Annotated in this window: 19 protein-coding genes; 7 read left to right on the plus strand and 12 right to left on the minus strand. The window is 45.9% G+C overall.

Annotation, left to right across the window (positions count from 1 at the left end; translation table 11 throughout):
• Positions 1-140: 140 nt before the first annotated feature.
• The 5 genes from DFP75_RS06990 to DFP75_RS07010 form a co-directional block, all read right to left on the minus strand.
• Positions 141-1,040 carry a helix-turn-helix transcriptional regulator gene (locus DFP75_RS06990; RefSeq protein WP_110573654.1) on the minus strand — a complete coding sequence of 300 codons (900 nt, stop codon included), beginning with the start codon at positions 1,038-1,040 and terminating at the stop codon, positions 141-143.
• Between the two features lie 156 nt (positions 1,041-1,196).
• Positions 1,197-2,501 (minus strand): L-fucose:H+ symporter permease, encoded by a 1,305-nt coding sequence (gene fucP, locus DFP75_RS06995; RefSeq protein ID WP_110573656.1) that lies wholly within the window; start codon positions 2,499-2,501, stop codon positions 1,197-1,199.
• Between the two features lie 347 nt (positions 2,502-2,848).
• The gene (locus DFP75_RS07000) at positions 2,849-5,215 is read right to left on the minus strand and encodes a zinc/cadmium/mercury/lead-transporting ATPase (protein WP_110573658.1); all 2,367 of its coding nucleotides are present in this window, start codon (positions 5,213-5,215) and stop codon (positions 2,849-2,851) included.
• A gap of 99 nt (positions 5,216-5,314) precedes the next feature.
• Positions 5,315-5,599: a hypothetical protein gene (locus DFP75_RS07005; RefSeq protein WP_110573660.1), complete on the minus strand. Its 285-nt coding sequence runs from the start codon at positions 5,597-5,599 to the stop codon at positions 5,315-5,317.
• A gap of 192 nt (positions 5,600-5,791) precedes the next feature.
• Positions 5,792-6,331, minus strand: coding sequence for a hydrolase (locus DFP75_RS07010; RefSeq protein ID WP_110573662.1), 540 nt, complete (start codon positions 6,329-6,331; stop codon positions 5,792-5,794).
• A gap of 225 nt (positions 6,332-6,556) precedes the next feature.
• Here DFP75_RS07010 and DFP75_RS07015 point away from each other — a divergent pair, with 225 nt between their 5' ends.
• The 7 genes from DFP75_RS07015 to DFP75_RS07045 all read left to right on the plus strand — a co-directional run bounded on the left by DFP75_RS07015 (position 6,557) and on the right by DFP75_RS07045 (position 13,860).
• Positions 6,557-8,386, plus strand: a complete 1,830-nt coding sequence (locus tag DFP75_RS07015) for an ABC transporter permease (protein ID WP_110573664.1) — start codon at positions 6,557-6,559, stop codon at positions 8,384-8,386.
• A gap of 1 nt (position 8,387) precedes the next feature.
• A complete protein-coding gene (locus DFP75_RS07020) occupies positions 8,388-9,548 on the plus strand; it encodes an ABC transporter ATP-binding protein (protein WP_110573666.1) in 1,161 nt (386 codons plus the stop codon).
• Between the two features lie 36 nt (positions 9,549-9,584).
• A complete protein-coding gene (locus tag DFP75_RS07025; RefSeq protein WP_110573668.1) occupies positions 9,585-10,703 on the plus strand; it encodes an ABC transporter substrate-binding protein in 1,119 nt (372 codons plus the stop codon).
• A gap of 99 nt (positions 10,704-10,802) precedes the next feature.
• Positions 10,803-11,657 carry an inositol monophosphatase family protein gene (locus DFP75_RS07030; RefSeq protein WP_110573669.1) on the plus strand — a complete coding sequence of 285 codons (855 nt, stop codon included), beginning with the start codon at positions 10,803-10,805 and terminating at the stop codon, positions 11,655-11,657.
• A gap of 32 nt (positions 11,658-11,689) precedes the next feature.
• Entirely contained in the window at positions 11,690-12,325 is a 636-nt protein-coding gene (locus DFP75_RS07035) for a dual specificity protein phosphatase family protein (protein ID WP_110573671.1), read from the plus strand.
• Positions 12,322-13,338, plus strand: a complete 1,017-nt coding sequence (locus tag DFP75_RS07040) for a LacI family DNA-binding transcriptional regulator (protein WP_110573673.1) — start codon at positions 12,322-12,324, stop codon at positions 13,336-13,338. Before DFP75_RS07035 ends, DFP75_RS07040 begins: the two co-directional genes overlap by 4 nt.
• Positions 13,339-13,446: 108 nt before the next feature.
• A complete protein-coding gene (locus tag DFP75_RS07045; RefSeq protein WP_110573675.1) occupies positions 13,447-13,860 on the plus strand; it encodes an acyl-CoA thioesterase in 414 nt (137 codons plus the stop codon).
• Between the two features lie 75 nt (positions 13,861-13,935).
• Here the strand turns inward: DFP75_RS07045 and iolG are convergent, their stop codons facing one another.
• From iolG to DFP75_RS07080, 7 genes are all read right to left on the minus strand, one after another.
• Positions 13,936-14,934: an inositol 2-dehydrogenase gene (gene iolG / locus DFP75_RS07050; RefSeq protein ID WP_110573677.1), complete on the minus strand. Its 999-nt coding sequence runs from the start codon at positions 14,932-14,934 to the stop codon at positions 13,936-13,938.
• 271 nt (positions 14,935-15,205) lie between these two features.
• Entirely contained in the window at positions 15,206-16,018 is an 813-nt protein-coding gene (gene iolB / locus DFP75_RS07055) for a 5-deoxy-glucuronate isomerase (RefSeq protein WP_110573679.1), read from the minus strand.
• 20 nt (positions 16,019-16,038) lie between these two features.
• On the minus strand, positions 16,039-17,559 hold the full coding sequence (locus DFP75_RS07060) for a CoA-acylating methylmalonate-semialdehyde dehydrogenase (RefSeq protein ID WP_110573681.1): 1,521 nt from the start codon (positions 17,557-17,559) through the stop codon (positions 16,039-16,041).
• A gap of 51 nt (positions 17,560-17,610) precedes the next feature.
• On the minus strand, positions 17,611-18,543 hold the full coding sequence (gene iolE, locus DFP75_RS07065; RefSeq protein ID WP_110573683.1) for a myo-inosose-2 dehydratase: 933 nt from the start codon (positions 18,541-18,543) through the stop codon (positions 17,611-17,613).
• A gap of 29 nt (positions 18,544-18,572) precedes the next feature.
• The gene (iolD, locus tag DFP75_RS07070) at positions 18,573-20,435 is read right to left on the minus strand and encodes a 3D-(3,5/4)-trihydroxycyclohexane-1,2-dione acylhydrolase (decyclizing) (RefSeq protein WP_110573685.1); all 1,863 of its coding nucleotides are present in this window, start codon (positions 20,433-20,435) and stop codon (positions 18,573-18,575) included.
• Positions 20,435-22,393 carry a bifunctional 5-dehydro-2-deoxygluconokinase/5-dehydro-2-deoxyphosphogluconate aldolase gene (locus DFP75_RS07075; RefSeq protein ID WP_110573687.1) on the minus strand — a complete coding sequence of 653 codons (1,959 nt, stop codon included), beginning with the start codon at positions 22,391-22,393 and terminating at the stop codon, positions 20,435-20,437. Before DFP75_RS07075 ends, iolD begins: the two co-directional genes overlap by 1 nt.
• The gene (locus tag DFP75_RS07080) at positions 22,390-23,556 is read right to left on the minus strand and encodes a Gfo/Idh/MocA family protein (RefSeq protein WP_110573689.1); all 1,167 of its coding nucleotides are present in this window, start codon (positions 23,554-23,556) and stop codon (positions 22,390-22,392) included. Before DFP75_RS07080 ends, DFP75_RS07075 begins: the two co-directional genes overlap by 4 nt.

Below are 23,556 nucleotides of genomic sequence, written 5' to 3' on the forward strand. Positions count from 1 at the left end.
ATTAATATCAAACGTGCTATCCGATTTTTGACCTACTCGTTAGCCATTTTTTGACATGACTTGAATCACTCCGAACAAAAAAACTCTGAAAGCGATCTTTTCACCAAGTCACCAGCAAAGCTAAAAGCGCGAGAAAATAGTTAAAGATACAAAAAAGATTTATCCAACCACGGCATAATTCGCTGCTTCAATGAAACCAAATCTACCCCAGCGTAGGCTTGACCAGTACTCACTAAATTCACCGATTCTCTCTTAAGGCGGAATTCGGTTGGGGTGCAATCATATTCACGGCGAAATGCCATATTGAAGGCTTTCACGGAAGGAAAGCCATGGTCCAAAGCAATATCAGATATGGTTTTCTTAGGTTTCTGGGCCAAATCTGACAAGCTTTTTTCTAGCCGGTAAAGCGTCAAATAGCGCAAAAAAGTCTCGCCCACTTTGGCTTTAAAATAGCGACTTAAATAAGCTTCGGACAGGCCTCGCTCCTCAGCAAGCAAGGATAGAGAAAGGTGTTCTTGGTAGCGCAAGGTTATCTGACGCAAAAGATCATTCATCAATAAGGTGGACTCCATAGAGTCCGTACTAATTGTATTCGTTGAAGGAAAGTAACGAGTAAACAGCAAACCAAGCTGGGCCAACAAACTGCTTTGCGCCTGCTGCCAATGATCCGCTTTATAATGCTGCTCCCACCATAAATGCGCCAACAAACGCTTGATAGTGGGCAGCGTATTTTTCTGCACCAAACTCCACTTTTTCATCGGAAGCGTATCCAGAGCCAATCCTGCAAAGTTATGCTGTAAGCAAAGTACTAGATTATCGCCTTCAGTCGACTGAGTGGCGTGAGGCAATGCTTTATTAATAAAAAGTACATCCCCTTCCTGCAAAAGTAGTATTTCATCTACGACCTGAACACGAATACGACCTTTCACCACCCACAAGCATTCGTGAGCATCATGATGATGTAATTCACACTGCGTCACACAATGAGCAAATATACGGCTTTCTTCTTCTAATATTTCCGCTCTATTTGACAAATACATAACCTCTAAAATCCCTATTCATCCACCTAAACGAAATACAAACTCTTTCCAGGCTGATTTTATTGTACAGAATCATAAAGAAGTAAGCCCACAAAGTCACAAGCAAAAAAAAGCCCCGCATCAGCGAGGCTCTTTCGTCTTAACGACAATCAATGATTAAATAGACGTGTTTTTCACTGAGAACATACCGTATAAAGCCACAACCAAGAAGCAAACGGCAGGCACAACATATGAAAAAATCGCGCCGTACTCATCAATAGTCGCGCCTTGGATCAATGGCATCACGGCACCACCTAAGATAGCCATGACCAAACCTGCAGAACCGAATTTTGTATCACCGCCAAGACCATCCAATGCGATGCTGTAAATGGTTGGAAACATCAAAGATAAACAAGCTGAAATAGACACAATTGCCCAAACACCAGTTACACCTGGCACCATGACAGCATAAAGACACAACACACTGCCCAACAGAGCCAAAATACTCAACAATACAGCGGGACGGAAAAAGCCCATCAACCATGTCATCACAAAACGGGATACTAAGAAAACAATCAAACTGTACTGCAAGTAATCAGACGCACTGGCTTCAGAACCACCCAGCGTTTCTTGCACATATTGAATGGTAAAGGTCCACGTACAAGTTTGCGCTGCCACGTTAAAGAACTGCGCAACCACACCCCAACGGTATTGTTTTCTACCGATCAATCGACCCAATGTCGCCACAAAATCGATCTTCTGCACTTCATCAATATTGACCTTGTTCGCCGATTTTGGCACACGCATAAAATAGATAAGCGCCCAGATAATCATCAACACAAACGCCATACCGACATAAGGCGTCATCACACTGTTTAATTCATCTGCACGAATGCTAAGCAACATCTCTGGCGCCATGCTTGCTCTTTCTTCAGCCGTTGCCGTGTTTAAGTTGGGAAGAATCAAAGTCGCCGCAAGAAATACACCGATATTAGTACCAACAGGGTTAAACGCCTGAGCCAAGTTCAAACGACGCGCTGCACTGCCTTCTGGCCCCATGGTCATCACAAAAGGATTCGCCGAGGTTTCTAAAATAGACAGGCCAGCCGCCAAAATAAACAAAGCAGCCAAAAAGAAACCATATGTCATCGAAACACTGGCAGGGTAAAAAGCCAAGGCACCTAAAATAGCCAAGCCTAAACCCGTCAACACACCCGCTTTATAAGAGTAACGGGCGTTAATAAACGCCGCAGGAATCGCCAAACAGAAATACGCACCGTAATAAGCGAACTGTACTAAAGCGGATTCAAAGGTGCTCATAGTAAAGATTTTACTAAACACTTTTACCAATGGATCGGTCATGTTGGCAGCGACGCCCCATGCAGCGAAACAGGTAATCAATAAAATAAACGCGATTTTCATGTTCGGATAAACGAACGGAGCAGAAAGGGAATTTTCAGGAGCTGTATTTTGATTTTTCATAAAGCAAACAACATCTATTATTTTATAGTTGGATGATAAGACGTGCTGACTACCTATTCTCGAATAGACAGACCAAAACACCTCGTCATCATCAGACATTGATATAGGCTAACCGCAGTTTGGGCATTATTTTGCTTGGTTTAAAACCTGCAATAGCGCCCTTTCTACGACCAACATCAAACACAAGGTGCGAAATCCTACCACCAACTTTCTATAAAAATGCACTTGCAGAACAAAACTTAGCGCTTTGTAAGTGGATTAATCTTTTCTTGCCCATTTCATTAACATAAATGAAATATTCATGACTTAGGGTTCATTTTAATCTCCCTAAGTCACTGTAATATTTGCTAATTGTTTTTATTTGACGGGGTATTTCGCAATAACCGCAAAGCATTTGCTGTGACCAAAGCAGTCGCACCAGAGTCAGCCAATACCGCCAACCATAGTCCCGTTATACCCAACAAAGTCGTCACCAGAAACACCGCTTTTAAGCCCAAAGCAATGGTGATATTTTGACGAATGTTGGCATTCGTCGCGCGCGATAGACGAATCATCTCAGCCAAACCTTGTAAGCGATTATGTGTCAGCGCCGCATCGGCCGTTTCCAACGCCACGTCCGTACCGCTACCCATAGCAATACCGATGCTAGATGCCTTCATTGCTGGCGCATCATTGATGCCATCGCCCACCATGGCGGTCGCTTGTTGTTGATTCAACTCAGTGACCGCCGTAACTTTGTCTTCTGGTAATAAATCCGCTCGATAATCTATGTTCAATTCGGCCGCAATCGCCGCCGCGGCACGGGCATTATCACCTGTTAACATCACACCATGAATACCCAAAGCGGCTAGGTCTTTAAGCGCCGCCTTGGCATCGTCACGCAATCTATCTCGCAATGCGATTAAAGCAATAAGCTCGTCCTCTTCGAGCACAACCACGACCGTTTTCCCCTCTTCTTCAAGGCTAGTCACTTGCTGTTGAATACGATTATCTAGCGCTCGCTCTAACTTACTTGGTGCGCTTATGCTGATTTTCTTACCCGCAAAGTCTCCTTCTACCCCAACACCTGCCAAGGTTTTTCGATTATCAGCGTGAACAAGAGCAACACCTTGCTGTTCAGCATAATCCACAATGGCTTTCGCCAATGGATGATGAGACCCCATTTCGACAGACGCTGCCACTGCCAATGAATGATTAATCTCAGAGCCATTAAAAGTCACCACATCCGTCACACTTGGCTTGCCTTCAGTTAGCGTACCGGTTTTATCAAAAGCAATGGTTTTGACTCGACCAAGTTGCTCTAACGCCAAGCCGCCCTTAATCAAAGCACCACGGCGAGTCGCCGCCGCTAAACCAGAGGTTATCGCCGCTGGCGTAGAAATCACCAAAGCACAAGGACAACCAATCAATAACAAAGCCAAGCCGCGATAAATCCACGTATCCCAAGGTTGAGCGAAGGCCAGAGGCGGAATCAAGATCACTAAGACAGAAACCAGCATAATCACTGGCGTATAAATACGGCTGAATTTATCTAAGAAACGCTCAAGCGGTGCTCGACGCTCTTCCGCTTCTTCGATTAACTGTAAAATCCGATCTATGGCGCTATTACCAGGCTGCGACACCACTTTGAGTCGCACAACTCGATCAGCCAACAAACTTCCTGCTGGGACTTTTTCATCGCGTAATCGTTCAACTGGAACGGACTCACCCGTCAAGGCGCTTTCATCGAAGCTTGCCATCTCTGACAAGAGTTCAGCATCGGCTGGCAAACGTTCACCTGGTGAGACTTCGATTTCATCCCCTAGACGTAAATCCGCAATAGCGATTTTTTGGCGAACGCCATGTTTGATAATCAAGGCTTCTTCTGGCAACAGCGCCATCAAGGCACTGACGCCTTTGCGTGCGCGATTTGCTGCAAAGGATTCCAAACACTCGCCAATCATAAAGAGCAACAGCACCATCGCGGCTTCTGCGGTAGCGCCAATAAATAACGCACCTATCGCTGCGACACTCATCAGAGTTTCAATGGCAAAAGGCGAACCGCTTCGCATCATACGCCATGATTTTTTCACGATGGGCACCAAGCCAACCAAGGTGGTGACAATAAACGCCGTCTCACCATACACTGGATTAAGTTGCGCTAGGCCCCAGCTCACTAACATCAACAGCGCTAAACCCACAATGGGAGCGTATTCGAAGAATGGCTGACGAGATAACCATGAGGCTGTTTTTTGATTGAGAATAGTCTGTGAATTAGCTGGATTAGAAGCACTTTCGTCCAAAGAAACTAAGCGAAAGCCTAACCCTTTCACTGCATCCTGAACCTTATCCGAGACATCAGCATTCGCCTCAACGCTTAATTTTTCAGTCGAAAAAACAACATTTGTGCTCACAATACCATCTAAAGAAGCGACCGCTTTTTCGATACTACGCGCACAGCTCGCGCAATCCATGCCGCTGACTCGCCAACGATATGTTTGTTTGCCGAGTTCTTGTGCTAAAGAGGCATCGTCTTCGTCATCAGAAGAACAACATGAGCTTGCTTTTTTTCCGCTATCGTCGCTTGCATAACAAGAGGAAACCTCTCTCGATGTCGAGCAGCAAGACCCGCTTGCTTCCTGATGCGAGTGTGATGAATGATCTTTTGATTGATGACACTGACATGAAGAATGAGATTGGCAATTTTCTTTATGTTGACCTGATGAATGATGCATACATCTCTCCAGTTATGAATCTATAACAAGAGTGTAGACCTTGGAGAATACTCCAAGGTCAAGCATCTATTCCCATGTATTGAAAATAAAAAAAGAGCCTTAGCTCTTCGTCGAAACACCCTCTACTTCCAACACTGTTTTCGCGTCAGTACGTTCCATAATTTTGACCAAGGCTGATTGAATCACCTCGTCTTCACGTACATCACTCTGCCCCACAAAACGCTGATCCTGTGGCTCAGCGCCCTCTTCTGCGGTAAAGGTCACAATCACTTCTGTGGCGATGTCTTCTGTATCACCAAAGTATGCAATAGAAAGTTGCGGATAACCTTTGAAACCCATTTTTACTTTCTTCGCGATACGTTTTTTCGATTTATCTATGTTCATGCAGCCTGCCTAAAGGGAAAGGTATTGAGTATCAATAAAAACCATTGCTGGATTAAACCACAAAGCAGACTAATCAAGGTAAATTAAACACAAAATAACCCTACCCTAGCCCTCCCCTTCAAAGACACAAGGGGAGGGAATAAAAAGCTCTAAACTCCTCCCCCTGCCAAGAGGGAGATTGGGTGGGGTAAATCACTTAATTAAACTAAGTGCCCCTCTAAACTCGTCCGCTCGACAATCACCAATTAATTCAAACAAGCACATTTCAAGGCTAGTCACTTCTGCACCTTTGCGTGCCATTTTGTCGAGCGCCATGACTTTGTTTTCTATCGTTCGTGAGGACACACAATCACTCACCAACTCCACGTCATAACCCAGGTCTAGCAAACCTAGCGCTGTTTGATAAACACAAATATGCGTTTCGATACCGGTAATCAGCCACGAGTTCATCTTGGCCTTTTTAACCGCATTGATAAAATCAGGCTCACCACAAGCACTAAAAGAATACTTAGCTATTGGCTTAACGGTATCCAAAACCTCACGTAACTCTGGCACGGTTGCCCCCAGTTTTTCTGGGTTTTGTTCCAACCACAGAATCGGCATTCCCAATAACTTGGCGGCTTTTACTAATTTAACCAAATTGGCAATAAACGCCTCGCTGTCATGGACGATACTTGCAAGCTTTCCCTGCACGTCGATCACCACTAAACCGGTTTTGTCTTTTCTTAACATGCTGTTTTCCTTTTTTTTTATTTTGTTCGGCAATACATTTCCCCGTGACTAGAAAGCTAAAGTAGCAAGAGATCTCTGTGTGCTCAATCGAATCAATCACTCTCCTTCATCAGAGTGATCATGAAGACAAAGAAACTTTTTTGCACGTATGTGCAAAATGTCATCGGTTTGTCATAGAGGAAGCTTATTGTTTAGGAAATTACATGTTTTTCTAAGGAATAACTTATGACCACCTTGCTCAACGCTGCAGAGCAAAAGAAGCCAAACCTTTGGCGACGCGCAAGGCATTCATTTGCTGTTGCCCGACATGAGCCAGCCAATTTGATTGGCCTAGTTCTGGCTATTTTCTTTGCCTATTTGATTCTTGCACCTGTGCTCTCCATTCTGGTGGATTCTTTTATTGTGCAATCCGGAGACGAAGCCAGAACCCATCAAGACGAAGGAAGTTTCACTCTTTACTATATCGTTCGCACCCTGTTTTCACGCATTTCTGAAATATTGTTATGGCAACCGCTGTATAACACGTTAGCCATTGCGGCTGGCACTGTGGTGTTTTCAATGACAATAGGCGTCGCTCTAGCATGGTTAGTGAACCGCACCAATATGGCAGGACGCGCTTGGTTCGCCACGGCGCTGATTGTGCCTTTTATGTTACCGACGTGGACGTTCGCTCTCGCTTGGACGACGATTTTTAAAAACCGCACTGTTGGCGGACAGCCTGGCTGGCTAGAGTCCTTGGGCATTACCACTTCAAACAGTGTGGCTTACGGTTATTTCCCCATCGTTTTTATCTTGGTTTTGCATTACACGCCTTTGGTCATCTTGATTGTCGGCAATGCGTTACGTCGACTTGATTCACAAATGGAAGACAGTGCTCGCGTGCTCGGTGCGCCATCACGAGTCATCGCCTTCTCTATCGTATTACCCTTAATTCGCCCAGCCTTGATGTCTGCCGCTTTATTGATATTTGCCGATTGTATTGGCGAGTTCGCGGTACCTTATATTTTAGGTTTACCAGTGCGCTACGACACCTTAGCAACTGGACTTTATCGCGCCTTAGACACTAGACAAAACGGCGTAGCTGCGGTCATTGCTGGCGTCATTATGATCATCGGCGTGATTACCTTGCTAATTGATGTACGGATGATGAAAGAGGCTCGACGCTTCGTCACTGTTGGCGGTAAAGGCAACATGGATAGACTGCGCAAACTTGGTCGCATGCGTTTACCGGCATCTGGTCTTGCTGGTGCATTTGTATTCATTGGTGTGGTGCTGCCATTACTGACGCTGTTCTTATCGACTATCATGATTTTGCCTGGCCGCTTCAACCTAGAAAACTTCACCTTTGACTATTGGATTGGCAGTAATTTAGACACGGTTGCCCTACGCAATGGCATATTGCTGACACCAGAGTTCTGGCAAGCCGCGTGGAATACCATCGTGATTGTCGGTTCCTCTTCAATGATCTCAGGCGTCTTAGGCTTGTTAGTCGGTTATGCGGTGTTACGTTGCTCATTCAAAGGCGTTGGCTCGTTCTTACGCCAAATTACCTTCTTACCTTATTTGGTCCCCGGTATTGCCTTTGCGGCTGCGTTTTTATCTTTGTTCGCCGTGGCTCGTGGCCCGATTCCAGCACTGTACGGCACGCCAGCCATATTAATTATTGCTCTAGTGGCTTCCAAAATGCCCTTTGCAAGTCGATCTGGCATCGCCGCCATGACTCAGCTAGGCAAAGAACCGGAAGAAGCGGCGCGTATTGCTGGCGCTAACTGGTTTAGCCGCATGACAAAAATCATTATTCCAATACAAGCTGGGCCATTGGCAACAGGAATTCTACTGCCATTCATTTCCGGTATTAAAGGTGTCAGCCTGTTCATTATCTTGGCGATTCCATCTACGGATGTTCTCACCACTTATTCACTGCGTTTACTCGATTACAACTACGACCAAGCCGCCAATGCGGTGGTCTTGATGATTGCGCTTATCGCTTGGCTTGGCACCGTATTGATCCAAAAGATCTCAGGTACAGGTTTGGCTCAAGGTCTGGAGAATTAATATGCCTACAATCACATTAACCAATCTAACAAAACGCTATGACGGCAATACTGAACCTTCCGTCGACCAAGTATCACTGACCGTAGAAGATGGTGAATTTATGTGTTTGCTTGGTCCCTCTGGTTGCGGAAAAACAACGATATTGCGCATGATTGCGGGGATCGAACATTCCACTAGTGGCGAAATTGCCGTAGACAATTTGGTGGTCGATTCGGTTCACCAGTCCTGCTTTATTCCACCGGAGCAACGCCGTATCGGTTTAGTCTTTCAGAACTACGCCCTTTGGCCTCACATGACCGTAGAGCGCAATGTCGACTTTGGCCTACGCTTACAAAACGTCCCAGCCCAAGAACGCAAAGCACGCTGCTTGGATGTGATGAGCAAGTTACGCATTCTCGAATACGCAGATCGTTATCCGTCCCAATTGTCTGGCGGTCAACAACAACGCGTTGCCTTAGCTCGCATGCTGGCGGTGAACCCGGGTGTTTTGCTATTGGATGAGCCGTTATCAAATCTTGATGCCACTCTACGCCTAGAAATGCGCGCCGAACTACGCCGTTTACACCAAACCTTTGGCACCACGATCATTTTTGTTAGTCACGACCAATGGGAAGCCATGACGCTGGCAAACACCATTGCAGTCATGAATAAAGGACAACTACAACAAATAGGCACACCCGATGAAATTTACGCCGAACCGAGCAATCGATTTGTTGCAGAGTTTATTGGTAATCCGAAGATCAATATTGTTGATTTAAAAGCAGCAACCACAGAACACGTCAGTCTTGCCAATCATATTCAAAGCAGAATTTCTGCCAACGAATTTACAAGCGTCTGTGCGATTCGCCCTGAGGAAATCGTGCTGAACAACACCGCCACACCTCATACTCTGCCAATGATCATTGAAAACATCATGCCCACTGGTGGCAGTTGGGTTATTGAACTGAGTTTTGGCGAGGACAGATTATTTCATTCCACTCAGTCTCGCCCGGCTTGGCGTGAAGGCGAACCTGTAAACGTCCTTTTACCCATGCAATCACTGCATTTTTTTGATCACAACGGAAAACGACTTGTTCTGCCCGAGTCGGATCTTGATTACAGCCATTTACTGCTCAGGTCTAACCCTACACACACTAATCAGCCATACGCAAAACAAGCATAGAAGACTCAAACTAAACGATACTCTAAGGACAATGTTATGACTTTCACCATGAAAAAAAGCCTTATCACATTAACCGTTAGCCTAGCCACACTTGGGTCAGCGTCTGTCTCAGCAGCTGACTCGTTTGATCTTCAAGCATTAATCGCAGCAGCGAAACAAGAAGCACCACTGACCGTTTATGACTCCACAGGTAAAATCGTCAAACAAGCAGAATCCTTCAGCCAAAAATACGGCATTCAAGCGACAGGAATAAAAGCCAAAGCCTCACAGATACTTGAGATTGTTAGCCGTGAAGCCAAAGCAGGAAATGTGAAAGCCGATGTTGCTATTCTGGCCGATGCGCCAGCTGGCATGGAGCAACTTTTATCAAAAGGTTATGTCACCAGCTGGGTGCCGAGCGATCTAGCAAAACACATTCCTGCGACCTACCAAAACCCACTTACGGTGGTTTTAGCACCGAATATTTGGGCTTACAACACAGGCCTTTATGACTCATGCCCAATCAGCAATATCTGGCAACTGACCAAACCAGAGTGGCGCGGCAAAGTAGCCATGCAGGACCCTCTTGGTAAACCCTCTTATACCGACTGGTTTAACCAGCTCGCCACACACCACGACAAAGCCATGGCCGACGCCTACCAAGCTGAATTTGGCAAGCCATTACAAACCAATGAAGACAGCGCCACTGCCGAGTTTGTTAAAGCTCTGGCTGAAAACCGCCCCTTGGTCACAAGTTCAGATACCGAAGCCGCCAACGCGGTTGGCGCGCCAGACGTGAAAGACAGTTTTGTGGGCATGGTCAGCGCTGCTAAATTCAGAAACAATAAAAATGGCATGAAGCTTGGACTGTGTGCCGACATGGTGCCATTTAGTGGCTGGAGCTACCCAGGCTTAGGCTTTATCACCACAGGGACAAAAAGCCCTAATGCCGCGAAACTCTTTATTCATTACATGATGACAGCGGAAGGCATCGCGCCACAGGGCGTTGATGGAAAAATGTCCACCAACCAGACGATAAAATTACCGGATAATGAGCCATCAGGGATAGACAAAGTGCGTAACCAAATCATGGGCTACGACGCATCCACAGCAAAATCGGATTGGGAAAGCCGTCAAGACTGGCAAGATCTGTGGAGCCTAAGCTTCAAAAACTAAGCGATAGCCTACTTACTTTGGCAATCACTAACAATGAAATCAGTTGGGACGACTTTTTCCCAACTGATTTATATATAACAAATCGAAAAGGATCCCTCCTTGACCCTCCACGACATCAAAGAAAGTGAATTAGAAAAACGTGAGACCGCTCTGCATGACATTGCTCTTAGCGCAGGCGCATTAGCTCTGGAACGCTATCGTGCTAGAACCCCGGGTGACTTCACCATGAAGGGTCAACAAGACTTTTTGACGGAAGCCGATACGCTAGTGGAAGCACACATTCGCCAGTCCATTTATCGCCTTTTTCCTGAAGATGGGTTATTTGGCGAAGAAACCGGAGGCTCAGTGAGCAATCCGTCTCTCTGGGTCGTTGACCCTATTGATGGCACAGCCAACTTCGCTCGTGGCATAGACCATTTCTGTGTCTCCATAGCTTTTGTTCACAATGGCGAAACCCTGCTTGGGGCGATTTATAACCCTGCGACAAACGAAATGTATTTAGCGCGTAAAGGACACTACGTCAGAAAAAACGGCCAACCGCTGCGAGTTTCTAGCATAACAAATACCCACAGTTCCTCCTTTGAATTAGGATGGTCTACACGAGTCCCCCAAGAAACCTACTTGGCAATTGTTTCTTCATTATTGGCAAGTGGCACCAATATTCGTCGTGGCGCATCTGGCGCGTTGGCATTGGCTTGGGTAGCGGAAGGCAGAACTGATGGCTACGCTGAATCACATATGAATGCATGGGACTGCTTAGCCGGTTTACTCATGGTCCGTGAAGCTGGCGGACGCACAGGGCTTTACCCCCAGAACCATGAAGAAATAGCTCAGGGCGGTGAAATTCTCGCTGTGGCACCCGGTGTCTCGGAACAATTTTCCAGTGCCACCATGATAACTCTGGCCCCTGAAACAAATAGACAAAAATCAAATCAGCTTGGCCTGATCGCCTAGTTTGTTGGCCCTAAACAATGAAAGAGACAAGTATGACGACAGAAAAAGTAAAAAAACGCTATCCTCGGCCGCCAATGAGCCTTATTGAAAGCAAGATTCCTGGTTGGGAAGTGGATATCTACATTGGCGGCTCGACAAGTGTGGCTGACGCAGAATTGCTTGAGAAACACAATATAAAAGTGGTGCTTAACTGCGCGATAAACCTAGACATTGACCTAGTAAGTTCGCAAGAGCCTAATCCACCAGAGCACCTACTAAAACATGGTTGGGCGCCGGTTCGCTATTACAAAATTGGCATGATCGATGGCCCAGGAAACCCAGAATCCATGGTCTTGGCAGGTTACCACTTAATGCGCTCAGCACTGGATCAGGTACTGCCTGAAAAAGCCTCTTACAAAGTTCGTGAAAAAGGCAATATCTTGGTGAACTGCCGTGGTGGACGCAGCCGTTCAGTGACTATAGTCGCCTTGTTTTTGCATTTAGAATACCCTGATCGATATCCGACGCTGGACTCTGCTATTGCCCATATTCGCGAAAAACGCGAGCTTCATCCAGATGAATGGTATGAAACCCCAAAACCGGCGCTAATTCATCTAGCAGAACGTGCCGCCAGCATGGAAAAGATGCTACGTGACGCAGGCTTTGGTCAGGACATGAGAAAAGCATGAAAAAAACACAACCGAAAAATATCGCCAGCGCCGCAGAAGTTGCCAAACTCGCTGGCGTTTCTCGGTCTGCTGTTTCTCGCACCTTTACTCCGGGTGCGAGTGTTTCCAAAGACACTCGTGAACGTGTACTGGCCGCTGCTGCGGAGTTAAATTATCACGTTAATCATCTTGCCCGTGGTTTGTCCAACGAGAAAAGCCGCCCCGTGTGTATTCTTGGTGCTAACTTAAACGCCCCTTATCAAGCTAGCTTACTCGATGCTCTCACCCAGCGTTTGCAATTGGCAGGTCGAGCTGTGATGGTAATCAATACATCTGGTGGCGAGGCCAGCGCAGATGCCGCATTACGACAAACATTAAATTATCGCGCTTCGGCAACCATTGTCTTATCTGGCACACCACAAACTACCTTGATCGAAACCTGCGTACAAAGCGGTCAACACGTTATTCTTGTTAACCGTGCAGGCCAGTTTGAAGGAACAGATCACATCAGTATCGACTATCAATCCGCTATGGCCGATGCCCATCACATGCTGTTTCGAGCCGGATGTAATAACCTTGCCGTGGTCTCATCGACTATTCAATCACCAAGCATATTGACGCGGGAAACCCTGTTTATTCAAGCTGCAAACAACGCCGAACAAGCTTGTACTTTGCTTCGAGCTGGGCCTACCAGCTATCAAACAGGTGTCGAAGCTGCTAGACGTTTATTAGCCTCGCGCGACAGACCGGACGGCGTATTTTGCGTTACCGATTTGATCGCTTGTGGTTTTATGGATGTCGCAAGAAATGAATTTGGCTTACGCATTCCAGAAGACATCTGTATAGTCGGATTTGATGATATCGAACAGTCAAGTTGGCTTGGCTACCAGCTTACCACCTTTGCACAACCGCTAACCGCCATGGCCGATGCTATTTCAGAACTACTGGAACATACACCTGACAAAACCCACAAAAAACAGCACCTGACCTTCCATGCGCCACCCGTTTGGAGACACTCAGTTCGACCAAGCTAACCGCATCGCCCCTTTTCTCTGTTAGTAAAGTCGAGCGATTTTGTTATTTGTTTCCCTTTTAAAGCATCGTAACCTTTTCCAATCGAGCTTTTTTAATAGGGAGTAACCATGCTCAACAAAACACAAATCAAAGTACGCGGCTATCACTTAGACCTTTTTCAGCACGTTAACAATGCACGTTATTTGGAGTTTATAGAAGAAGGACGCTGGGCTTTTTTCGATGAGTTTTTCGAGCGCGACGACTGGATGCAAGAAGATTTTGTTTGGCCCGTTGTTAATATCAATATCAACTTCAAATCTGAAGCCAATTTCGGTGACCTACTCGAAGTACAGACCCACTATACCAAGATTGGTAATCGCAGCATCACCATGAAACAGACCATCGTCAAACTTCCTGACAATGACATTGTTGTTGAAGCGGATGTGACTTATGTTTGCTTCTCCAAAGCCGCTAAATCAGCAATTCCTTTTCCCGATGACATCAGACAAAAAGTCGAGCAATCTATTGCTTCTTTAGAATAAATAGACGCTCAACACAGTTCATCTTAAATATTAGAAAGGGCAAGTCTACCCTTTCTAATAGATTTACCTAAACCATTACCAGGTCAGTGTGATTTTCTGCCCTGTTTCCAATGATTTCTGTGCTGCATCTGCAAGCATTTGCGCACGACGTCCATCTTCGAAACTTGGAGAGACAGGTTTCTTGGCCAAGACGTTTTCGATAAAAGAGGTTAGCTGCAGGTTATAGGCATCCACGTAACGATCAATAAAGAAGTTATAAAGTGGGTCTTGTACTTGCGTAGTGTCTTTGGTGAAGCGCGTTACCGAGGTTGGCGTTTGGTTATTCGATATCACCATGCCTTCGGAGCCAAATGCTTCCACACGTTGATCATAGCCATAGATAGCGCGACGAGAGCCATTAATATGAATCAAGCGACCTGATTGGCTTTTCATAATCAACATCACGCTATCCACATCGCCAATTTCGGTGATCTTTTCATCCACCATAGCGCTACCAAAAGCTTGCAGCTCCACAATCTCTTCACCTAAGACAAAACGTGCCATATCAAAGTCATGAATGATCATATCGCGAAAAATGCCGCCAGACGATTTCAGATACTCTACTGGCGCCATGCCTGGATCTCGACTGGTAATGATAATCTGCTCTAACTTACCAATACTGCCATCTTGCGCCGCTTTTACCACAGCCGCATGGCTTGGGTCATAACGACGGTTAAAACCAATTTGAATCGGCACGTGGCAATCTTTAATTTGCTCTAAACACGCATTAACCGTAGCCGTATCCAAATCAATGGGCTTTTCACACAAAATCGCTTTACCGGCTTTAGCTGCCTTTATGATCAAGTCCACATGAGTATCCGTACTGGTTGCGATCAAAACCGCATCCACGTCAGGATCAGCCAAGGCCACTTCTACACTATCCGCTACCTGAGCACCGGTTGCTTTTGCTACCGCTTCCGCCGCTGGCGCATAGACATCAAACACATATTTTAAGTTCGATTGAGCAAACGCCTGAATATTTTGGGCGTGCATCTTTCCGATTCGACCAGCACCAAACAAAGCAAAATTAAGCATTTTATTATCCCTTCAATGTTATTTTTACTGCTCTCTAAAACAATATTGGCATCACCGAATACCCCCTCCCAACCTCCCCCTTAGCAGGGGGAGGAGCTTAGCACTTTTGCCTCCTCCCTTATGCCTTTAAAGGGGGCAGAACTTGGTACTAACTTGGTACTTTTGTCCCCTCCCCTTATCTTCAAGGGGAGGGTTAGGGTGGGGTTATTTCTTAAGTTACCAACAATAGTTTCGATAGCAGCTGTTATTTTTATTTAATAATGTGTGTGCTTTAAACTTTCTTGTCACGCTCAATAATCCACTCATGATCCGGATCATTATGAAAAATCCAATTACGACTTGGTCCTGCCATAACGTTCAGGTAGTAGGATTGATAACCATGTGGCACACCTACAGGATGATAGCCTTCTGGCACCATCACGAGATCTCCGTCTTCCACAGCCATGGTTTCATCAATACTTCTGTCATCCGTATAAACTCGCTGAAAAGCAAAGCCTTGTGGCGGATCAATCTTGTGATAATAGGTTTCCTCCAGCTGAGTTTCAGCAGGAGCCGCATCGGTATCATGTTTGTGTGGTGGATAGCTTGACCAGCCTCCGCTAGGCGTAATCACTTCACACACTAATAAGCTATCAGCTGGTTCGTTGCCGAATAAGATATTACACACATGGCGAGTGTTGCTGGTGACGCCCCGCGTTTCGTATTGGCATTGCTCCGGTGTGATCAATTTCGCTTGGAATCCGCCTTTGCCTGGCGCCTTACAAAAAGCCACTTCCACATCGGTTATGGCTTCAATACGAATCTCGTCTTGTGCTGGCGAATACACCGAATAAGGTGCTTTTTGCTCGAACACACTCATACGATCTCCAATGTTTTTCCACGCTTCCTGCTTGGTACTGGCGTTCGCTTTGCCTGATAAAATCACAGCGCATACTTCATCGGTTCCGGTTTGAATCGTAACGGATTCGCCCGCTTTCAGTTGATGGGCTTCAAAGCCAACATACTGCCAATTAGCACTTTCTGGCGTCACTAATTGAGTTTGTGTTTCACCTTCTAGCTGGCGTTTTTTACTTAATAAGGACATGGTCAAAACCTCGACATTGCTTATTTCATGGTTGGCATGGAAAACTCAGCGCCTGCACGCAGACCAGTTGGCCAACGCGCTGTAATGGTTTTCATACGAGTATAAAAACGAACACCGTCTGGACCATGCATATGTAAAGGTCCAAACAAAGAACGCTTCCAACCACCAAAACTATGGAACGCCATTGGCACAGGAATAGGCACGTTTACACCTACCATGCCAACTTGAACTTTCTCGGTAAACTGACGCACTGTGTCGCCGTCGCGAGTAAAAATCGCTGTGCCATTGCCATATTCATGTTGATTAATGAGCGCCAAACCTTCTTCATACGAATCCACTCGGACTACACACAAAACTGGGCCAAAGATCTCTTCGTCATAAATGCGCATGCCCGCTTTAACCTGATCAAATAAGGTTGGTCCGACAAAATAGCCTTGTTCGTGATTTTTACGGACAAAATCACGGCCATCCACCACCAAAGTTGCGCCCTCTTCAACACCTGAAGTAATGTAATCTCGTACTTTTTGCGCATGTTCTTTGCTGATGAGTGGCCCCATGTGCGGCTCTTCCTCCATACCAAATTGCTTATACAAACCTGGCCCTACCGCCATGCTTGAAATTTCTGTTTTCAAGCTGGAAATCAGATTATCAGCAACATCATCACCAACACACACCGCAACCGAAATAGCCATACAGCGCTCACCAGCTGAGCCATAAGCGGCCCCCATTAGCGAATTCACTACTTGACTAGGATCAGCATCTGGCATCACCAACATATGATTCTTTGCACCGCCCAGCGCTTGAACACGTTTGCCGTGAGCACTGGCAGTAGCATAAATGTATTCAGCGATTGGGGTAGAACCAACAAAGCTCACCGCTTGAATGCGTTCATCGGTCAGCAAGACATCAACCGACTCTTTATCGCCATTAACGACATTAAACACACCGTCCGGCAAACCGGCTTCTTTTAACAACTCAGCAAGACGCATAATGGTACTTGGGTCTTTTTCAGACGGCTTCATCACGAAGGTATTTCCACAAGCGATGGACACAGGAAACATCCACATTGGCACCATGGCAGGGAAATTAAATGGGCTGATACCCGCACAAACGCCTAGTGGCTGCATCAGGCTATAGCTATCGACACCACGACCAACATTCAAACTGTGCTCACCTTTTTGTAGATGAGGAATACCACATGCAAATTCAACAACTTCCAGACCACGAGTCAACTCACCCATTGCATCCGAATACACCTTGCCGTGTTCGCTAGAAATCAACTCCGCCAGCTCATGACTATGTTGCTCTACTAAAGCTTTGAACTTAAACAACACACGAGCGCGATTTAATGGTGTCACCTGAGACCACGTTTCAAAAGCCGTCTGTGCCGCTGCAATCGCACCTTGCGTTTCTTCAACCGTACTCAAGGAAACCTGTAATGACACTTCACCCGTTGCGGGATTAAAAACGTTTGCTTGTCGTGAGGAAGTACTTTCTACAATTTGGTTATTGATGAAGTTACCCATAACGTTATTAGACATTTTCTTCTCTCTTCTTTGTTTTTTTAAAGTACATGAATGACAAGTGGCAAATTAAAAGTGAAAACCTGCCTTATCTAAATTCGCAGACAAATACTCGTAGCCTTTTGTCGCATAGGTTAATGGATGCGCAATAGCCGGATCTTGCTCTGCTTCCACTACAATCCAGCCGCGATAACCTGCTTCTTTCAGTACTTCAAAAATAGGAAAATAATTAATACTGCCATCTCCCGGCACGGTATAAACCCCCTCTAGAACAGCGTTCAAAAACGCGCTATCGCGATTAAGGTTGTCCTTCAAAACAGCTGGGCGAATGTCTTTACAATGTACATGCACGATACGTCTAGCGTGTTTTTTTGCCATTTCTAAAGCATCACCGCCCGCAAAAGTAATGTGTCCGGTATCCAACAATAAACCCACATTATCACCGGTCATTTGCATAAGCTTATCGACTTCTTCAGCGGTTTCGATCACGGTTCCCATATGATGGTGATAAGCCATTTTTACGCCTTCCGACGCCATATAGTCTGCGACTGCCGTCATACGTTTAGCGTATTCCTGCCATTGACTCTGGGTCATGCGAGGACGTTGTGACAAAGGCACTGACTGGTCCCCATGAACACATCCACTGACTTCAGCAAATACCATGACGTTCGATCCCAACGCTTTCAATAAGTTAAGATGGTCCTGCATGGCCTCAATTTCTTCTTCCACACTACGCTCTAACAAACGAGCACTGTACCAACCGGACACTAAAGATAGATCATGTTTCTTGAGGATAGGCCCAAGCACATCAGCATCACGAGGGAATTTATTGCCTAATTCAATACCGCTAAAGCCAGCTTGACGCGCTTCACTCAAACATACTTCCAAAGGCGTATCAGCCCCCAAAGATGGCAAATCATCATTGGTCCAAGTAAGAGGATTAATGCCAATTCTGATCTTTGATTCCGTTGTCGCATTATTATTTTTATTCGTGCTGTTCATGAGATCACTCCACAATCTGATCTGAAAAATTAATAAGGTTGCTGTTGTTTCGCTATTTTGTATTGACGCTCGGCATCAATCACTTGCTCACGGTTTGACACTTCTGGGACAGCAACATCCCACCAAGCCCCTCCTTCTTGAGTGCTTGAAATTGGGTCCGTATCGATAGCAATCACATAAGTTTTATCACTGGCTTTAGCTCGAACTAACGCTTCTTCTAAATCAGCAAGACAAGAAACTTGCTCGGAGTTCGCTCCTAACGCTTTAGCATGAGCAGCAAAGTCAGTTTTTGGTGCCCCTGCTTCTACTGTATGGCAGTGCTGCAATAAATTATTGAATGACTCGCCACCACATGCTTTTTGCAGACGATTAATACACGCATAACCACGGTTATCTAAAACAACAATGATCAGCTTCAAGCCCAGCATCACCGATGTGGCGATTTCAGAGTTCAGCATCAAATAACTGCCATCCCCCACCATCACAATCACTTCACGATCAGGTGTTGCCATTTTCACACCCAACCCTCCCGCTAGCTCGTAACCCATGCAGGAAAAACCATATTCCACGTGATAACCAAGGTCTGACGATGTACGCCACAATTTGTGCAATTCGCCAGGCAAACCACCCGCTGCTTGCACTAAAGTACTATTGGCGCTTGCTGTGCGATTAATCACACCAATCACATTCGCATCGGTTGGCAAATAATCATGATCGCTCGCTTGTTTTGGCAAGGCGGTCACTTGCTCCACTGCCGCGAGCCAATCAAGATTCAAGGCTTTCACCTTATCACTCCAAGTCGCTGGCGTTTGATAATCTTCAACCTCGGCCAATAACTCTTGCAACGTGACTTTTGCATCGCCAATTAAAGGCACGGCATTGTGCTTTTCTGCATCAAAAGAAGTGACATTGATGCTTAATAAAGTGTGATCTGGGTTGGCAAACAAGGTACGCGATGCCGAAGTAAAATCTTGCAGACGCGTACCAATCGCGATGATTAAGTCTGCTTCTTGCGCAGCAGCATTCGCCGCACTAGAACCCGTTACACCTACCGCTCCTAGATTCAATTCGTGATCCCAAGGCAAAGCCCCTTTACCTGCTTGCGTTTCACAAGCGGGAATATGACATCGCTCAATCAAGGCCGTTACTTCTTCGAGTGCCAAGCTGTAATGCACACCACCACCAATTAAAACTAGTGGTTTTTTCGCCTGTTTAATCGCAGCAACTGCCTCAGCCAACTGATCAACATCAGCACGATTTCGACGAAGTTTATGAACTTTTTTCGCAAAGAAACTAACAGGGTAATCAAACGCCATGGTCTGCACATCTTGCGGCAATGCCAAGGTGGCAGGCCCACAAGTAGTTGGATCTAACATGGTATTGATCGCCACAGGCAAGCTAGTAATCAACTGTTCTGGTCGATTGATCCGATCAAAATAACGCGACACGGGACGAAAACAATCGTTTACAGACATGGTAGGATCATTAAAATGCTCGACCTGTTGTAATACCGGATCAGGCGTTCTCGTGGCAAAGACATCCCCCGGTAAAAACAGCACAGGTAAACGATTCGCCATCGCCATGCCAGCAGCCGTCACCATGTTAAGAGCACCAGGACCGATAGAAGAAGTACAGGCCATAATACGTTGGCGACGATGTTGCTTAGCGTAGGCACTAGCCGCTAGGGCCATGCCTTGTTCATTATGAGCTCGAAAGGTCGTAAACTCGTCTTTGACTTGAGCCAAAGCTTCACCAATTCCTGCCACGTTGCCGTGACCAAAAATTGCCCAGGCTCCACCAAACAAAGGCACTTCCTCACCGTCAATGACTGTGAATTGCCTCTGTAAATGTCTGACCAAGGCTTGCGCCATTGTTAGACGTATTGTGTCCATCATGCCTCCTTCCTTTTCATCATCTGGCTGTCGTTTCGCTGCTGCCACAATGCACTCATTTCTAAATAGTTTTGCGTTACACGCTCAATAAGCATCGCATCATCAATGTCTTTTCTTAACCAAGCTTTAACCGGTTCAGAAAATAATGTTCGGCCAATAGCAAAACCTTTACAAATGTCTTGTCCTGCGGCCGCTTCGAAGCCTGCTTTTAATACATCTACTGGCGCGTCCAAACCTAACAAAACCACACCGCGACAATACGGCGCTCTGGCCTTGATTAAGTCACTAATATTTTGCCAAGCCGCTTTACTCGGAGAAGGTAATTTCCACCAATCAGGGAATATGCCCAAGTTATAGAAACGTTCGATTGACCGTGACAAAGTATCGTCTTTTACCTCGGACCCCACAGGCGGAATGATTTCCACTAGTAACTCATGGCCCGTTGTGCAGCAAGCGCGATACAGATCCATAACCTTTTGCTCCTGCTCATTACGCAAACTGACTTCATCATCTGGATGATAAAACACCAAGCATTTCACAATATGATTGGCCGGCCATGTTGCAATCGCTTGTCCGACGTTATTGCCTAATTCGAAACGCAATGGGCGGCTACTTGGTAACTCCACTGGTCGAGCGATCCAAAAATCTTTACCAGTGATATCATTTAAAACATCTTGGGCAAAGGTACCATCCGCCAAGATTCCCGTACCACCAACCTTGCCTTCTAAAGCTGAAGATCCTTGATAAGCTGCTTGTAGAATCAATTGCTTTGCTTTCGAGATTTGCGACAAAGGCGCGCCCGCTTCACGACACATATCGACAAATTGGCGTCGGTGATCGAAAGCCAAAATACACATGTCTTGCCATGCTTTTGTAGGGTCTTCACGCAACATGCGCTGAGTGGTGACCCGATGCAAATAGTTCAACACGGGATCAAGGTCGGGTCTTGGAATGTCATTGCGATTAGCCAAGTAATAATCCAGCTCTTCAAGACTAGGCATGGCAGGCGAACATCCATGGCGAGAAACCACAATCGCACCACACGCATTGGCGTAGTCACAGGCTTTTTCCGTCGCTTCACCCGGAATCCAGCCACGCAAATAACCACTCATAAAAGCATCGCCAGCACCCAGTACGTTCAGAACATCCACAGTGACACCGTAACGAGTGATACCTTCGTCTAACGTATCAGGTATCTCGCCTTTAAAAACAGAACACCCCAAGGCACCACGTTTCACAACAAACTCTGCAGTTGAAACCTTACGAATACGCTTTAAACATTCAATGGTATCTTCACAGCCACCAGCAATGTGAAACTCCTCTTCAGTTCCAACCACCAAATCGCACAAAGGCATAATAGACAGCAAATGCTGGGTAACAGAGTCGTTTGATACAAAACGATTTTCGCCTTCACCTTTCCCCGTCAACCCCCACAACACAGGTCGATAATCGATATCGACCACCACTTTTGTATTATTGGCTTTGGCGTACTTGATCGCTGTCCTAGCCGCTTGATCTGTACCTTTGGTAGAAAAATGCGTACCAGTAATTAATAAGGCTTTTGCTGAAGCAATATAGGCTTCGTTAAAGTCGCTTTCACTGATCGCCATGTCCGCGCAGTTTTCACGATAAAAGATTAATGGAAAGGTGTCTTTGTCTTTAATACCAAGCAACACCAAACCGGTTAAGCGTTCTTTGTCAGTCACCACATGAGAAACATCCACACCCGCTCGCGCAAGCTCTTGACGCACAAATCGCCCCATGTGCTCGTCACCGACACGGGTTAGCATGGCCGACTTCAATCCCATTCGAGAAGTACCAAAGGCGATATTACAAGACGAACCACCAAGGTATTTTTTAAAACTGCTCACGTCTTCTAATGGCGCACCAATCTGTTCCGAATATAGGTCAACCGCGGCACGCCCTAAGCAAATAACATCCAATTTTTTATTATTCATTTTTGATCTCCATCGTATTGCTCTACCTCGACCCAAGCTTTTTTATCAACGGATTCCACCACGCTGTCGAGAATGATATTAACCTGGGTCGCAGCACGAAAATCTGGCCATAAAGGCGCATCGTTAACAATACCTTGAAACAAGTCTCGAATTTCAACGGCTTTCATATCGTTGAAGCCCAAACCATGGCCTGCAGACACGCAAAAAGCTTGATAATCCGGATGCTCCGGTCCCACTAAAATACGTTTAAATCCTTGAGTCTGAGGATTACCTTCAGCAATGTACAAAGACAATTCAGACAAGGTTTCTTGGTCAAAAATTAAACTTCCTTTGGTGCCTGTAATTTCGAATGACAAACCATTTTTTCGACCCCATGCGATACGTGATGCTTCTAATGTACCTTGGGCACCATTGGCAAAACGCACCATCATATGCGCTTGGTCGTCGTTTTCGACTTCGCCAACACCGGGTTTCGAATCATCGAGCGTTGGAGCCAATGGACGCTGTTGATGCACGATTTTTAAATCGGCACACAATGACGTGATCGGAGCGACGAGATGAGTGGCCAATTGCACAAGATGTGAGGCTAAATCATTCAGCGCTCCAGTTCCCGCAAATTGCTTTTGTAAACGCCAGCTAAAGGGCAAATTGGCGTCAGCAAGATAATCTTCGTTGAACACACCTCGAAAATGCACTACCTCGCCGATATCTCCACGAGCAATTAATTGCTTAGCAAATTGCACTGTTGGATTCTTAATATAATTAAAGCCAACCAGTGTTTTCACACCGGCTTTTTCAGCCGCTTCGGTCATTTCTTTGGCATCCGCAGCATTAAGTGCGAGAGGCTTTTCACTGTAAACATGCTTGCCAGCAGAGATAGCAGCCAAGGCAATTTCTTTATGCAGAAAGTTCGGCGCGCAGATATCGACCACATCAATGTCAACATCGTTAATTAAGGCCTTCCAATCCCCTGTTGAGCGGTTAAAACCTAACTCCAAAGCCTTCGCTTTAGCTAATTCAGCCGTGGCATCGGCTAACATTTCGCAGTGCAATTGACTGTGGGGAATGGCAAAAGCCGCCATTGCATTTCGATAAGCAATCGCATGAGCTTTGCCCATGTACCCTGAACCCACCAAACCAACACGCATTTGTTTTTTTGTCAT

It is taken from the genome of Marinomonas alcarazii, from assembly GCF_003208215.1.
GTDB classification, from domain to species: domain Bacteria; phylum Pseudomonadota; class Gammaproteobacteria; order Pseudomonadales; family Marinomonadaceae; genus Marinomonas; species Marinomonas alcarazii.